We start from the raw sequence: 14669 nt of genomic DNA, 5'->3' as shown, positions 1-14669 counted from the left end.
TTTTCTTTTGGAGATTATGAAGTTAGACGATATTATTAAAACACCCAATAAAGGAATCATTTTAATTGGAACAAATCTTGGTTTAGATAAGCAGGATCATACCAATTTGAAAGGTTTGATAGGTTCAAAAATACAAGTAGATAAGATAGATGGAACGAAATGCGAACTGGACGTATTGGATATAAGCATTTCTTTCTCCATTGCTAACCATCCGCTAATTGGAATTAATGTAAAGAATTCAGGAAACATTGAAGATATAAAAAAGGGAACACAAGTAACAGTACTTAAAAAAGTTTGAATAAAGCGTAGAACTAGAACATTAACTTATGATCAAGAGACTAGATGGAATGATTCGTCTAGTCTTTTTGATTTCGTCTGTTTTGCTGTACATAAATAAGCTTTTTAATATTTTGAATGCATCCACGTATTTCCGTTATAATCCTTCGAAGAATAATTATACGCCCCATCATCTACTCCTTTAATGGGGGCGTGGCTATACTGAATAATTTTAACTTGCTCTTTAAAAATACCTTGCCTTGGTTTCGTCCTTAAAAATAACTTGTGTACTAACTAAGGGAGCTTTACCTATCGTTTTGAGTATGATTTTTAGTATAACTACTAAGCATCCAAGCGCTTGCAAATATCATTACCGTAAAGATTGATATTCCGTATTTTCCTATAACTATCCCCTTTGTTGGAGCAAGCTAAAGTAGCGCTACCAATGACGTAATATTTGCTTCGAACCGTTACTTAAGAAAAGGAGCCGTTGCTTGGACGGCTCCTTTTGCCTTGAAATTATTCAGGTAAAATCTACTTACTTCCTCTTATACATAAAAAAGTAATTGTATACACCACTCCAGCAGAGAGGCTTAGTAGAAACGAGGTTGATAATGTTCTGAAAATAAAAGTAGAAGTGGGTACCGTATAAAATTCAAACGTACCGTTGATCGGAGTACTCGTTGTTGTTGGCCCTTTAATAAAGGAATAGTATATTCCTACAAAAAAACCGTAAGACAAATACTTAATTAGATTTTTTTCAAATTTACTCATTTGTTAGCCTCCAATAATGATTTTGGAAAAGTAGAATTCTTGTACTATGAAGCCATTCAAAGTAATGTAGGAAAAGTCTATAAATATAGCGATCTTAAAAATCTTTGGAAAGGATGTTTATTGATATTATGTCAATTATATCGTTTTAAATCAATAAAAAGGACTATGGATAAAATCCTTGAAACTCTAGGTCACGCTAAGAATGTACACAGCGTCTAACATTAACAATACGTGAAATCCCGTCATATCAAGGCTTATGACAGTTTGTCAAAAGTATTAGGAAAATTTACAACAAATCAGCCTAATAAAATGATTTAGGCTCTTCGCCATGTTGTCTATGTGAGGCAAATATAATAAAAAGGCAGGGAAGGATTGTGTATATAGGAGTCAGATAGGAGTGATTTTACCCCTTTGATATGTAACTAAGCATCTAGCAATAGGCGTTATTTATTGTCGATTTACTATAGTTATTTAAAAATAATTGGGAAATTGTCCCTGAGTGTTGTATTATAAGCAAGTGTGGAAAAGAGTTGGAATAGCCAAGGGGGAGCAGAGTTATCTATATTTGTGATTGTTGGTGTCATTGCTATATTGCTTGCTTTGGCCCTGTTACATTTTCTTAAAAAGCCTAAAGTTCAAAAGCGATATAAAATAACGCAGGGTATTAACCCTTACAAACTCGGTATTAACGGAAATAAACCGTATGGAAGATGGCAAGGATTTTGAATTTTATTTGTGGAAGCTGTGCTTGGGCTATAATGATGCGTATAAGATACAAGACAGGACAGTAGAGATTTTGGAGCGGGTTTGGTATTTATGGATCCTTGTGTGAACAGTTAGCCAGTTTTAGTGGAGTAAAGTTGTTGGATCGCAATAATTTAATTGAAATGATAGAGCTTTTCAAGTCACAGCAGCATAGTAAGGTAAAAGATATCATTGAAGGAGAGTCTTATCTGAGTCTGGATTCATGGGACGATTCTAGGAATAAGGTAAGTGATTAAAAGGATCGTAAGGTTGAAAAACTCATCGCTTCAGGTAACTAGATACTGAAGACTTTTGAAGTAGAATGATGATTTTACAATCATGTTACATAAAAAATAATAATACAATTAGGAGAAGGTTAAAAAGTGAACAACAATATCAATTATATCAAAGACAAATACGACAACAGCAATGATCAATACCCACATTTCAGTGAGGTAATCAAAGAAAGATTTACAACCTTTAGCAGCAAGCCGCTTTTCACAACTGATTCCGATGGAGTATTTGACGCATTTCTTGAGGGCTTACCACATGAAGCAAGACAACATTATACTTGTAAATGTTGTAGAAATTTCGTGAATCGTTTTGGTGGGCTTGTTTCTATTTCTGAAGATGGCGAAATCTATTCTGTTATGTGGGATGAAAGCAACACTCCTGAGTTTTTCATTAATTCTGTCAATGCAATGAAGCAAATTGTTCTTAAATCTAGAGTTACAGGGGTGTTTGTTTCTAGCGAAAGGAATCTTGGTCAGCCACACTCTAATGGACGGGATCATATGTCAGTTACGCTTCCAGCAGAAAAAGTTTATCAATCTAGACTGAAAACTGCTGGACAGGAACTGGCAGAGAAGAAAGAGGATTTCAGAATTTTGACTGCTGGACTTACGGAATATCCGCCGGAGGCTGTCGACCAAGCTGTGACTCTCTTGGAATCAGAATCTTTGTATCGGTCTGACAAAATTCTTGGTGTAGCTAAATTTCTTCAAGTTCTTCACTCAAAACATCAAAACATTCGGAACAGTCAAATTCGTGAAAACATTACTTGGATGGCTGTTGCAACCGCTCCATCTGGATTCTGCCATGTGAAAAGCAGCATGATCGGAACTTTGCTTGACGATATTGTTAATGGACTTTCATTTGACTCTATAAGTCGCAGATTTGCTGAAAAAATGAGTCCTTCCAATTATATGAGAGCGCAAGTTGCTCCATCTCAAGGGAACATTGAGCAAGCTGAGAAGATTGTTCAGAAGCTTGGCATTGCTAATTCGCTACAACGAAGATACGCAACGATTGAAGAAGTCCCTGAGACCATTTGGAAGAGTAAGGGTTCTTTTGTGAATAAGGGTGTTGTTAAAGCTGGAGGTATATTCGGTAATATTACGCCGAAAGAGAAAACTAATACTGTTTCAAACAGAGGTGACCTTCCAAGCGCGGTTATGACATGGGACAAATTCCGAAAAACGGTAATGCCATCAGCAGAAAGCATTGAAGCGAAAATCGATAATCCAAATAGATTTATGGCATTGGTTACGGCTTCTGATGATACAGCACCTAACATTCTGCAATGGGATAACGCATTTAGCTGGTATTATCATGGAGGCATTGATGGAGAGATCAAACGTAGGGTTGAGAGTGCAGGTGGTCAATATAAGAACAATGAAATCCGATGCTCACTCATTTGGGAAGGATATACGGATCTTGATTTGCATTGCGTGACCCCTAACGGTGAACATATTTACTACGGAGACAAGCTAAGCGGGTGTAATGGTTGGCTAGACATTGATATGAATGGTGGAGGTCATAGAGAGTACTCGCCAGTAGAAAATATCAGATGGAGCGAAGGAGAAGCTAGAAATGGAACATATAGATTCTATGTTCATAATTACTGTGAACGAGGAAAAGGAAGCACACCATTCAAGGTAGAACTTGAAGTCAATGGAAAAATATATTCCTATCATGGTGTTGCTGGCGGTGATGGCTATCAACAAGACGTATTTATATTTAAACATATTAAGGGCCAGCATCCGGAAATCGTTAACTCAAATTCATATTCTTCTGATGATGCATGGAATGTTTCAGTTAATAGTTTTGTCAAGGTAAACGGAATTACGAATTCTCCAAATTTGTGGGGCGAAGAGAAAGTTACTCATACAGGCCATCATATTTTCTTCTTGTTGGATGGATGCAAAGATTTGTCGGAAGGTAAAGGCAGAGGATTCTTCGTTGAAACACTGAAACCAGAACTTCGTGAAATCAGAAAGACGCTTGAAGCGTACACCGCTAACACTCCAATCGAAGGAATTGAAGCAGCGTCAGCTAGTGGTGTGGGTTACTCTAAGGATAGTGAGTGGAATTTGATTGTGAAAGTAACATCAGGCAACTTCGCACGAATCATCAAGATTGATCGTTGGGATTAGTATTTAATAATTATCTTGGAAATATATAAAAGCTTGGGAAGAATCAAAATGAATTTTTCTGTCCATGAGGAGGGCGATTGTAATGAAAGAAGGGTTGACACTAGAATTTCATAAGAACAAATTAATTTTTTTTGAATTCAAGAAAAAGGCTGTCACTCTGATACCTGATATTATTCGCGAGGAATTCAAGGATGCGCAAGTGATTAATGAGCATAACAGTAAAGAAAAAGTGATTTACCAGGTATACCTATATGAAAACGACATAGAATTTACCATTCGAATTATCGCTTCTTATTTCTATGATTCCATCATCATTATCGCTGACGAAGTAAATATAACAATCAGAGCTTATCAAGTCTTGCATAAAATACTTGCAAATGGCTCATTGGCTTGAAAGATGGCTAACCTAGCTATATATGGTGAGAGTAAAACAAGATTTGACATGAGAAAGGATAAATAATGAACTACATAATCTTTGATTTAGAAGCTACCTGCTGGGAGAATGATCGAACAAGGCAGAATGAAATTATTGAAATTGGTGCTGTCAAAGTAAATGTAAATTTAGAGATCATAGGCGAATTTCAAACTTTTATTAAACCTAAATTGAACTCACAATTATCTGACTTCTGTAAGAGTCTAACTTCAATTTCGCAGCAAGATATTGATATGGCAACATATTTTCCACAAGCTATCTATAAGTTTCAAGAATGGATTGGTAAAGAACCCTATTATCTTTGTTCTTGGGGATTTTATGATAAGAGCCAACTGAAGAAGGACTGTGAGTTACATAAAATCAGAACTGAATGGATTAGAAATCATATAAGTATTAAACATCAGCATGGAAAACTGATTGGAAATGATCGTGGAGTTGGTATGGAGAGAGCTTTAAAGATGCTTAATCTGCCATTGGAGGGTACTCATCATAGAGGAATTGATGATGCAAAGAATATCTCAAGGATTTTTGTTAAGATATTTGACCGTTTGAAGCTTTAATTAACCGCACATATAACAATGATTTTTTAGTTGGATAAAAGGAGACAAACATGGATATACAAAAAATTAATTCGATTACGAAGTACCCTAGCATTCTTACATATCATGAAATAGGCGAAAGAGGGCGGCTAAAAGATACTCTTACTCAAGCTAAATTCTTTCCTTCTGATGAGATGCTATATTGTTATGAGAAAGTAGATGGTGAGAACTCAAGAATGATATTCATCAACGATGGTGAAGAAGCAGATTATTTTATAGGTTCCAGAGAGGAGCTTTTAACTTCTAAAGGCGATAGAATAGCAAACCCTTACGGTAATATTGCAGAATTTTTAAAGCCATTAGCAGAAAAGCTGAAAGGATCTATTTTTAAGAATCGAAACGATCTTGCGTTAACTGTTATCTATCAAGAATCTTATGGAGGAAAAACTCCTAAATCTAAAAACTATACGCAGAATAAAACACAAGGTTATCAAGTATTCGATGTTTTTTCCCTCACATGGGAGCAGTTTAATGGATTGATGGATAGGGATGTATCTGCTATAGCATCTTGGAGAGACAATGGAGGACAGCCATTTTACAATGGGACAGAGAAGCGTAGATTGGTTGATGGCTTTAAATTGGATGCTAGCCCTATCGTAGACTATTTAAGTTCAGATCTTTTTCCTGAGTCAATTGATGATGTATACGCGTATTTGAAGAGGTATGAATTTACTAAGGTAGGTATTGATGTAATCGGTAAATCCGAAGGAATTATTGTTCGAACAGAAAATAGAAGCATGATTCGAAAAGTTAGATTTGAAGATTATGAAAGAACCCTAAGAGCCAGATAAAAGATTAATTTGGCCAAGATCGCTTAGGCGGTCTTTTTTTGGTAATTTAAGTAGGAAAGATATTTGAAATCTAATCCATTGATTTTATTAACCAGGAGCATATCAATCGTTCAAATGGTGGTTCGGTCGTACCTTCTTAAAAAATACGATAGAAACAAACTAAGGAAAAGGCTAGATGGAATGATTCGTCTAGTCTTTTTGATTTCGCCTGTTTTGCTGTACATAAATTAGCTTCTTAATATTTTGAATGTATCCACGGGCGTCCACACTTACCCGCAAATGCCGCATAAAATATCCCGGATGAACAAAGAGGAGGTGCATGTAATAACCATGATACACATGGAACCCATTCAAGTGGGTGAGCATACATTTATCGGAGTCGAGGTCAAACTGCCTAAAACAACGCTGTTGACGATCTCTAACTCCCGTGGTTACATCATGTGTGGTGCGTCTAAGATGTACCGAATTTGGAATAGTAAACTTTTTCGCTGTTTAAGACTTAAAGTCAAACGGGACAAGCTTCCATAGCAATTTTCAATTTACTGATCTGTACTGATTTAATCTATTAAATTCTTATAAATGACTGAATTTTGTGACCTTTTGGAGGGGGAGAAGCATTTGACTGTGCATCATACTCCTGTGAGGTTTGCTCAGATGGTTGTTTGAGTTGAGCCATAAAAAATATATTAAAAAGAAGATATTTGTGTAAATGGACAAAATGATCGTACGATATAGCATTCTTCGTAACAATGGCTTTGGAAAGTTTATTCTGGAGAAAAAAACTACAACTGTGAATTGTGAAATGAACTTAAAAGACTACGAGTACTATCAAGAGAGCATAGTAAATGAGATAAGCTCAAAGGAAAGCGTACAAAGGACAACATATGTTTATTCATTCCAATTTCGTATAAAGTATCAATTGTACACATGATATATTTTAAATTCAAAGAGCTGTTCACATTATATCCACTCTTATTAACAATTGTTTCAATATTTTGTTTACTTTTGGTAATTTTTCACTATTATAAATGTGTATCCCAAATATGAAAGGATGATAGAGATGAAAAAGAAACTATTAGTTGGTCTGTTGACTGTCGTTGCTTGTTTCACACTTGGATCAACATCTTTTGCGGCTAGTGCTACCACACAACCCTCCAATACTAACTCAAGTAAAATTTCATCAATAACACCTTTTGAAACAAAATATGTCACCCATCAAGAGGTTTTACCAAAATCATCTTTCCCTGATCTTGCTAGTTTACCTATGTATTATGGTTACAATCAGGATGGATGGACGGGCACCATACCTTTGCGTTAAGTCGATGGACAAACAGGTTTCACTTGGACAGTCACTTATGCAGGATGGGTAAATCGATAAGTTTAGTTAATTAATTTTATGAATAGTAGGCTCTATATTTCTCTATTTACCTGAGCCTACTATTCATATAGTGTACATACATTATCATCAAATCTTTATTTTGCTGGATTCTTTCTTCTTCAAATAAAGGTGAATTATTCTATATTATTTTCAGTACACTAGATAAAACACCAATTTTACCATCCAGTTGCCCCCATATTGACGGTGACTGGATTTTTTATCCAATATCAATATGCACTTTTTTTGTGTAGATTGATAGATACCTTGATATTTGGAAGCTTCTACGAAAATTTTTGGGAACCTTATTGATGTCCTAAACTTAACTTAGGGCATTGTTGCCATTACTAATACTTAAACAATATCAGTATTAGACTACTAAGTTAAGCTTAGTACGTTTAAATGGTGGGATTTCCTACATTTCTGTGTGTGTGAATATCAAACAAAATGTGTGTCATCAAGTGTCCCCCCAAGGAAATATCATTTTGTAATGTCGTTACTGTGTAGATGTCACTAAGTGACACGATTCCTCCTCCGCGAAAACGCGGAAAACTCATTCACGAATGAGAGCGCAAAATTGCGCTGTCTTCTTTTATTCGTCGCTGGTCAGAATTGTCCAATGTAACGATGTCGTTACAACTTGATGTCCGGTGAAAATAAAGTTTTAGACCAAGAAAACAAAGTTGTAGACTGGCTGCTGGTATTAAGCTAACGGGCAGTATGGCGTAGCCATGATATTTGAATATATGATACGGTTCACCGTACCGTAGTGTATTTAAACACAAAGTACAATTTGACCACAAAATATACCTCTATATAAAGACAAAGCCACTCCTTACAATGGAGTGGTTTCTTTGCATGGAACTTCTCTTTTACTTATAACTGAGTGACGGTTTTTTTCTATGTTTTGTTCGTTGTTCATATGCAAATGCTATACGAATTAGCATAGGTTCACTAAATGCCTTTCCTGCAAACGTAACTCCAAATGGTCTGCCGTTGTCTTTGAAGCCAGCGGGAACAGCTACTGATGGATACCCTGCCCTTGCACAAATTTCTGCTCCCACATATGATGGAAACATAATTGCATCCAATCCGTATTTCTCTATGGCATAATCTATGCCTTCATTCTGGGAATAATATAAATCAGTTAAAGACTCTAATATATAGTTCGGATTCTTCAATGGATTCACTAAATGTTGACGGTTCTCCAGTAAATCTTGTCCATATTTCAAAGCCTTCTCGGAGTTTTTTTCGTTCCACTCAACCAATTCACTAAAGGTATGTACAGGCATACTTTGTGGAAGGTTTCGGAGATAGTTATCAAGACCATGCTTAAATTCGTTATTCAACTTGTTCCAATTCCATTTCCTATCGAAGGCTGGCATTTCAATGTCTTCAATGACGATTGCTCCCGCTTTTGTTAGTTCCTCTACAGTATTATTAAATAATATTTTATCATATTCGTCAGGGTCACGAAATTGCTCTAATGGTACATCTCTATAAACCCCAATTTTCGCCCCTTCTAAGCCATTCTTGTCTAAGTAAGTTGAATAGTCAATCGTATCATCATTTTTCCATGTAGCAGGGTCATTATCGTCTTTACCTACAAGTACACTAAGTAAGATTGACGCATCTGATACTGTCCTTGCCATTGCTCCAGCGGTATCTTGAGAATAGGAATAAGGTATTATACCTGTACGACTTATAAGCCCAACTGTAGGCTTTATACCAACAATCGAGTTTTGAATAGCTGGACTTAAAATTGATGCTGAAGTTTCCGTTCCAACTGCAACACTTGTAAAATTTGACGCCACAGCTACAGCAGAACCAGTACTTGACCCACCCACGAAAAAGTCACCGTATGGATTTAATACTTGTCCGCCTTTAGAACTGTAACCTGCCCACATTTTTGAGGATACGCCGTTTGCCAATTCAGTCATGTTTGTTTTTCCAAGGATAATGGCTCCAGCTTCTCTAAGTTTTTTTACAAGAAAGGCATCCGTTTCGCTAATGTTGTTTTCCAGTGCCAACGCTCCCGCACTCGTCCGCATTTTGTCCTTTGTTTCAATATTTTCTTTCAACAAAACAGGTATACCATGTAAATACCCTCTAATTCCTCTTGTTTTTCTTTCTTTGTCTAGGGCTTCTGCAATGAAAATCGCATCTGGGTTGATTTCCATTATAGAATTTATATTTTGACCACTCTGGTCGTGTGTTGCAATACGATACATGTAGTACATAACAAGTTCCCTAGAAGTAACCTCCCCTTTTCTCATTGCTTCTTGCAATTCAAAAATGGTTACTTCCTCACCATTTAGATTCTTAAGTTTAAAATTAGGTTCCATTTAGTTGCTCCTTCAATGATGAACTTTTTTATTAGAAATTACATGAAATCCATGCTTTGTGTACTGTCTTTTATACTACCATATGTTGGAACGACATACTATATCCGTTATCGCTTCATATTCTGCTTATAGTCGGTCTATGGAAGTGCCTACGGTATATGTGATATCGACTAAACAGCCTTCACAGGCAAGTTTCAATCCTACATTAAGGTCTATCACAACCCTATCAAAGTCGTTCATAAGCCCACACAGACCCACTCCTGCTCAAATATACAATGTCAATAAGTTCGAGGGTGTAGGAGTGTCAGAAAGTCTGCCTAATGGATTTGAAATGTTTCGTATGTCTATTAGTAAAATGTAAAATTAGCTAATCTATCCGATAATTGTAGGATAACTCACGGTGAACCGCATCATAAAGAGTGTGAAGTCATTGAATTAACGGGATAAGTTAGTTTAATAAAACAGCAGCAGTTGCTATCCAAGTATTTGAGCATGGCACTGACGATAATTGGACTCGTATTATCGAGCCAGCACCGTACAATCCTAACTTGTCGATTAATGAGCTAATCAACATGCTCAATATTACTCCTGAAGCAACTGGCATTCGCAATGACATGCAAATCATATTGAACACAGTTGAACGCCGCAATGAATATGTAAGTCGTATCGTCAATGTTAATCGTGAAAGTAGATTTCTTCTGCTTCATCAAATGAAGGATGAATATTTGCAACACGATCAACTTACAGATGAACACTTTATGCAATTGTACGCTGGAAATCCCGTTGGAGCTCTGTCCATGTATTTCTTACAGTCCATTGATATCATCACGTATTGGGAATGGGCTAACGCTAATGGTACTGCTGAGAAGGCTATACAGTACAAACGTGAGGAACCTTTGTTGCCGTTTATACAAGCTATTGAACGTGCTGAGGATGAATCGAGAGGAATTGTTTCAGGTTTCTAGGGTGTCACGTGACACAACTATTTTCCAAAAGGAGAAGATACATAATGACAATCACATTGAACAACAAAGGGATAGTCAATTTGACCACTACTCAAACTCCATATCACTCTGATCTGACAATTGAAAAGCTTTGCTGGTTTCTCGAAGTTTCACCTAAAGCAGAGATCCTAGTTACCAAAATGAAATTTATGCTTAAAACGGTTGAGCGCATGAATGAATTTCTTCAACGTAAGTTGCCCACAATGACTGAATTGTCGTTGCTTACTGTTATGCGTAAAGAGGATATTGATGCACATGGATACACTTTTAAAGCTGACTTTGTATACGACTATTACCGCAACAAAAAAGCAGCGCTGGAGAAATTGTTTCAAGAGGAAATGCCAACTTGGAAAGTAAATAGGCTTAAAACAGATGATCCAGAACGTATATATGACGGTTACGTTGAACGTGGAAAGTATTCAACCTCGTTGGAAGTGGCATTATCTATCTAACTGTTACCTATTGAGTTGATAAAGGAGCGATAAACAATGTATATATGTAGACGACTCATAAAGGGTAAACTTTTTCTACAGACTTGGGATGGTCAATTAATCAGTCTGAAAGTGCTGGCTCAAGCCAACAGGTAGGCATATGTTAAAACAAGAGAGAATGTGTATATAGGAGTCAGGGAGGGTTAAATTTAGCCCCAAGTAAAAAAGGAGAAGTAAACAGGTATAGCTCTTTAGCATTTATTGGATTTATTTAAATATGAAACAAAATTCTTCCTTATTATTGGAACAATGTGCTAATATAATAGGTATATAATACCAAAAAATAGTTGTAGAAAAGCGAAAAATAAAGTATTAGCTAGTTCATTCGCCTTAGTATTAATTCTTTCCAGTGCTAGTGCATATGCTCATCCGGGTAGAACTGATTCAAATGGTGGACATTATTGCCGTACTAACTGTGCTAAGTGAGGACTCCAAGACGGGGAATATCACTATCATAATGGTGGAGGATCTTCTTCACGTAGTTCCTCATCTTCAAGTTCAAGTAAATCAACTCCTAAAAAGAGCGTTGCAAAGCCTAAAGCAGCAAAGCCAGCTTATAAAGAATCTGGAATAAGAGTTTACGTGAACGGAAATAAATTGAGCTTTAGTAGTGAGCCATTGATTTATCAGAATACCAATTTGGTTCCACTTCGCGAGATTGCTGAAGGCTTGGGTGCTACCCTGAACTATGATAATAATAGTGGCACAATTGGTGTAACTAAAGGAAATAGTAAAATGACACTTACCGTTGGAAGCAAAATAGTGTTTTACAATGGATCATCTGAAACAGTGAGCGCAGCACCTAAAGTAATAAAGGGAGTTACATATGTTCCTGCTCAGGTTTTTGCTAGGGGATTAGGTGCAGGAATTGAATTAGACAGTAGTAATAACTCTCTGAAAATAACATATTAGAGCCGTGTAAATAAGATAGAGAAGTTTTGTGACTACCTTCAATATACCAATTAAAGTATCACAGGTTTTAGAAAGTTGCATAAAATTTGTATGCTTTTCTGCTTATATATTGATGATGTGTTGTAAGTAAAACGATGATTTTATAAGGAAGTGATTTATATTAAAGAGCGGCTAAAGATGGTGGCAACCAAAGTAAGGAGAGCAATTGAGAGCATTGATCCAAACAAATTCACTATGTACTGCCAGTTCCATCATGGATTTCCCCATGGCGCCTGTGGAGATTCAAGCATGATCATAGGGAAGTTGTTGCTGGATGAATTTGAAATTGATTGTGATTATGTTACTGGCAATTGTATTATTGAAGGTCACGAATCAAAGACTCACGTATGGTTAGAGTACGAAGGATATAAAATTGACATTACGGCGGACCAATTTAGAGATTTATTTAGAATAACTGAAGAAATTGTAGTCAGCACAAATCATGAATTGTATAAATATTTTGAAGTAAAAGAAACAAGGAAAATATCTGAGTACTTCCCTAATGAATTAAGGGCAGCTTATATTTTGATAAGAGATTTAATCTATAACTAAATTAATCTCACACAGGATAAGGTGAATTCATGAATAAGCAGGCGCTCAAAGGGTTTGCTCTGATTTGTATCGTTGCTTTACTCATACATAAGTGGCTATTTTTAACGCTTTTGTTTGGTAGTATAGTTTTCTATGTTATTGGCAAAATCGACTTTTATCAAATGAAGGATGCCTATAAGTCAAAAAAGAAAAGGTAAAACGAATCTTTGATTTGGGTAGTATCAATTAAAGGAGAGGATTCCATGAAAAAAGGCATAAAAATTAGCGGAGCAGTTTTTGCTACTAAAGGTAACATTGATCACGATGAATTTATTGATAAGTTTATAGAGTTTGTTGAATCTAATGGCTGGGAATTTGGTGGAGGAAGTAGATTAATAGATGAGATGGAAATGATATTAAAGAAATTAAATATGACTTTCATAAGCTGATATAAAGAAAACTAGATTTTGATTAGGAGGTTGTAAGATGAATTACCCTTGGAGCAAAGATATTGACTGGAAGCTACAGTCAAAAGACAAGCGAGTGTATATTATGCGAGATCATAACTGGTCATTTGCTGCTTGGGAAGTATCTAAAATAGAGAATAGAATTCAAGAGGGTTCATTGGTTGTTCATGTTGATTCACATTTTGATGATGTGCCAGATGGACTAGTAGTAAGAAGTTTATTTGAGGCGAAATCCAAAGAAGACATCATGAAGGTAAGTAGAAGCTATGACAGATCATTGGGGCAAGTTCCTGAGTCTAATTTGATGCATATAGACAATTTTATTTGGGCATCGATTGGAAGAGGAACCATTGAAGAAGTAATTTTTGTATCAAGCGACAAACTAGAACTTAATGTTCTATCAGATGTGCGAGAAGAGTATGCACATTGCCTCCCTGAAAATTGCAAGTATAGTTCAAAGCTATTCCCTAATACTGAAGAATTTTTGAATTCATATGATGGTGAAAAGTTTTGCAGAGTACATAGGTAATAGGTCTGCTATTCTAGACCTTGATATTGATGCTTTCAACAATAGCGACACAATCGGAGAGTCCGACTTTATTTCGGAAGAAACAATAAGAGGATACATTAAAGGTTTGAAAGACTTTGTATCCATGGGATTTGATAACAATTTCCATTTCGCCCGATTATTCTGGTGGAACCACAGGGGCATCGTATTTGTTAAATATAGTTTTGAGTGAGTTGGGTATAGATTTAACCGATATGGAGAAGTGGTAGGACTATGTTTTATTCAAGTCGATGAAACAAATACTTCATAACAAGGAGTACATGAAAATGGGACACGATATTAGTGGGTATAACAAGGAAAACAAAGAAGTTGTGTATACTCGATACGGATCTTGGAACGAAGGCGCAAGGTATTTATATAGAGTTCTAGATGTTCAATTATTAGACGGTGGGGTTAGTGGTGTAGGTGAAGAAATTTATTTCGATGAAAACCAAATTAGACATGCTATTTTAAAGTCCAAAACAATTGATTGGTCTAACATTGAACAAACCGAGCCTGAGTATGAGAAAGACAAATTAGCCAAATTTCTCGATGGACTTTTAAGCATAGCTACCAACGAAGGCAAGGTAAAAGTTTATTTTGGATAAATCATACATTTCATTGTGAGGGGACTTGGATTGGAAACAAACTACTGGAGTAAACTTTACAATTCTTTTGAGAGTGACTCAAAAATACTTGTATATTGGAACTTATTTATAGCGCTATCCATCCCTTTCATTATTTTTATAAATAGTAGAATGGGCATAGATATGTCTTTGATTTATACTATCATTACTAGGGCCTGTACGCAAACTGTACAACTCGTAGAAATCTAGTAAAATAAGGCACATGAGACGAAGATACGAGTTAACGGATGAAGAATGGAATATAGTTGACCCCCTGTTG

At 36.1% G+C, this 14669-nt stretch carries 15 protein-coding genes and 2 pseudogenes; 16 read left to right on the top strand and 1 reads right to left on the bottom strand.

The genetic code is table 11. From position 1 onward, the window contains the following. Window positions 1–16 precede the first annotated feature (16 nt). The 7 genes and pseudogenes from ACU1JV_RS05720 to ACU1JV_RS05690 all read left to right on the top strand — a co-directional run bounded on the left by ACU1JV_RS05720 (window position 17) and on the right by ACU1JV_RS05690 (window position 7370). The gene (locus tag ACU1JV_RS05720) at window positions 17–298 is read left to right on the top strand and encodes a hypothetical protein (protein WP_238791045.1); all 282 of its coding nucleotides are present in this window, start codon (window positions 17–19) and stop codon (window positions 296–298) included. Window positions 299–2177: 1879 nt separating this feature from the next. Next, window positions 2178–4229 carry a YfaP family protein gene (locus ACU1JV_RS05715; RefSeq protein WP_064963858.1) on the top strand — a complete coding sequence of 684 codons (2052 nt, stop codon included), beginning with the start codon at window positions 2178–2180 and terminating at the stop codon, window positions 4227–4229. Between the two features lie 82 nt (window positions 4230–4311). Then, window positions 4312–4623: a hypothetical protein gene (locus ACU1JV_RS05710; protein ID WP_013370248.1), complete on the top strand. Its 312-nt coding sequence runs from the start codon at window positions 4312–4314 to the stop codon at window positions 4621–4623. Window positions 4624–4688: 65 nt separating this feature from the next. Next, window positions 4689–5222 (top strand): 3'-5' exonuclease, encoded by a 534-nt coding sequence (locus ACU1JV_RS05705; RefSeq protein WP_025679900.1) that lies wholly within the window; start codon window positions 4689–4691, stop codon window positions 5220–5222. Between the two features lie 50 nt (window positions 5223–5272). Beyond that, complete coding sequence (locus ACU1JV_RS05700; protein ID WP_129548974.1) at window positions 5273–6052, top strand: RNA ligase family protein; 780 nt, start codon at window positions 5273–5275, stop codon at window positions 6050–6052. A 330-nt stretch (window positions 6053–6382) separates the two neighbouring features. Further along, window positions 6383–6502: pseudogene (locus tag ACU1JV_RS05695) on the top strand (DUF1805 domain-containing protein); the annotation flags it as partial. Between the two features lie 610 nt (window positions 6503–7112). Further along, window positions 7113–7370 carry a hypothetical protein gene (locus ACU1JV_RS05690; protein ID WP_080683422.1) on the top strand — a complete coding sequence of 86 codons (258 nt, stop codon included), beginning with the start codon at window positions 7113–7115 and terminating at the stop codon, window positions 7368–7370. A gap of 929 nt (window positions 7371–8299) precedes the next feature. Here ACU1JV_RS05690 and ACU1JV_RS05685 read toward each other — a convergent pair. Next, entirely contained in the window at window positions 8300–9772 is a 1473-nt protein-coding gene (locus ACU1JV_RS05685; protein WP_165084672.1) for an amidase family protein, read from the bottom strand. Between the two features lie 572 nt (window positions 9773–10344). Between ACU1JV_RS05685 and ACU1JV_RS05680 the strand changes: the two genes are divergently transcribed. The 9 genes and pseudogenes from ACU1JV_RS05680 (at window position 10345) to ACU1JV_RS05640 (ending at window position 14371) form a co-directional block, all read left to right on the top strand. Further along, window positions 10345–10737 (top strand): hypothetical protein, encoded by a 393-nt coding sequence (locus ACU1JV_RS05680; RefSeq protein ID WP_025677100.1) that lies wholly within the window; start codon window positions 10345–10347, stop codon window positions 10735–10737. Between the two features lie 44 nt (window positions 10738–10781). Further along, window positions 10782–11228, top strand: coding sequence for a hypothetical protein (locus ACU1JV_RS05675; protein ID WP_025677099.1), 447 nt, complete (start codon window positions 10782–10784; stop codon window positions 11226–11228). Between the two features lie 378 nt (window positions 11229–11606). Beyond that, a pseudogene (locus tag ACU1JV_RS05670) lies at window positions 11607–11690 on the top strand (YHYH domain-containing protein); the annotation flags it as partial. Window positions 11691–11849: 159 nt separating this feature from the next. Beyond that, window positions 11850–12179, top strand: a complete 330-nt coding sequence (locus ACU1JV_RS05665; protein ID WP_025677097.1) for a copper amine oxidase N-terminal domain-containing protein — start codon at window positions 11850–11852, stop codon at window positions 12177–12179. Between the two features lie 177 nt (window positions 12180–12356). Further along, window positions 12357–12770, top strand: coding sequence for a hypothetical protein (locus ACU1JV_RS05660; RefSeq protein WP_238791167.1), 414 nt, complete (start codon window positions 12357–12359; stop codon window positions 12768–12770). Window positions 12771–12799: 29 nt separating this feature from the next. After that, window positions 12800–12967, top strand: a complete 168-nt coding sequence (locus ACU1JV_RS05655) for a hypothetical protein (RefSeq protein WP_165084670.1) — start codon at window positions 12800–12802, stop codon at window positions 12965–12967. A 45-nt stretch (window positions 12968–13012) separates the two neighbouring features. Then, window positions 13013–13198, top strand: a complete 186-nt coding sequence (locus ACU1JV_RS05650) for a hypothetical protein (protein WP_165084668.1) — start codon at window positions 13013–13015, stop codon at window positions 13196–13198. A 37-nt stretch (window positions 13199–13235) separates the two neighbouring features. Next, the gene (locus tag ACU1JV_RS05645) at window positions 13236–13745 is read left to right on the top strand and encodes a UPF0489 family protein (protein WP_238791166.1); all 510 of its coding nucleotides are present in this window, start codon (window positions 13236–13238) and stop codon (window positions 13743–13745) included. A gap of 305 nt (window positions 13746–14050) precedes the next feature. Then, window positions 14051–14371 carry a hypothetical protein gene (locus tag ACU1JV_RS05640; RefSeq protein ID WP_137078187.1) on the top strand — a complete coding sequence of 107 codons (321 nt, stop codon included), beginning with the start codon at window positions 14051–14053 and terminating at the stop codon, window positions 14369–14371. The last annotated feature ends 298 nt before the right edge of the window (window positions 14372–14669 follow it).

It is taken from the genome of Paenibacillus sp. T2-29 (genome assembly GCF_052921365.1).
Note: the sequence above shows the minus strand (reverse complement) of the source record. Positions and strands in the feature narration are given on the sequence as shown.

Bases quoted from the DNA above. Each gene is read 5' to 3' on its own strand.
- ACU1JV_RS05685 (WP_165084672.1), bottom strand. From the start codon at position 9,772: ATGGAACCTAATTTTAAACTTAAGAATCTAAATGGTGAGGAAGTAACC.
- ACU1JV_RS05690 (WP_080683422.1), top strand. From the start codon at position 7,113: ATGAAAAAGAAACTATTAGTTGGTCTGTTGACTGTCGTTGCTTGTTTC.
- ACU1JV_RS05710 (WP_013370248.1), top strand. From the start codon at position 4,312: ATGAAAGAAGGGTTGACACTAGAATTTCATAAGAACAAATTAATTTTT.
- ACU1JV_RS05650 (WP_165084668.1), top strand. From the start codon at position 13,013: ATGAAAAAAGGCATAAAAATTAGCGGAGCAGTTTTTGCTACTAAAGGT.
- ACU1JV_RS05655 (WP_165084670.1), top strand. From the start codon at position 12,800: ATGAATAAGCAGGCGCTCAAAGGGTTTGCTCTGATTTGTATCGTTGCT.
- ACU1JV_RS05700 (WP_129548974.1), top strand. From the start codon at position 5,273: ATGGATATACAAAAAATTAATTCGATTACGAAGTACCCTAGCATTCTT.
- ACU1JV_RS05720 (WP_238791045.1), top strand. From the start codon at position 17: ATGAAGTTAGACGATATTATTAAAACACCCAATAAAGGAATCATTTTA.
- ACU1JV_RS05680 (WP_025677100.1), top strand. From the start codon at position 10,345: ATGCTCAATATTACTCCTGAAGCAACTGGCATTCGCAATGACATGCAA.
- ACU1JV_RS05640 (WP_137078187.1), top strand. From the start codon at position 14,051: ATGGGACACGATATTAGTGGGTATAACAAGGAAAACAAAGAAGTTGTG.
- ACU1JV_RS05675 (WP_025677099.1), top strand. From the start codon at position 10,782: ATGACAATCACATTGAACAACAAAGGGATAGTCAATTTGACCACTACT.
- ACU1JV_RS05660 (WP_238791167.1), top strand. From the start codon at position 12,357: ATGGTGGCAACCAAAGTAAGGAGAGCAATTGAGAGCATTGATCCAAAC.
- ACU1JV_RS05645 (WP_238791166.1), top strand. From the start codon at position 13,236: ATGAATTACCCTTGGAGCAAAGATATTGACTGGAAGCTACAGTCAAAA.
- ACU1JV_RS05705 (WP_025679900.1), top strand. From the start codon at position 4,689: ATGAACTACATAATCTTTGATTTAGAAGCTACCTGCTGGGAGAATGAT.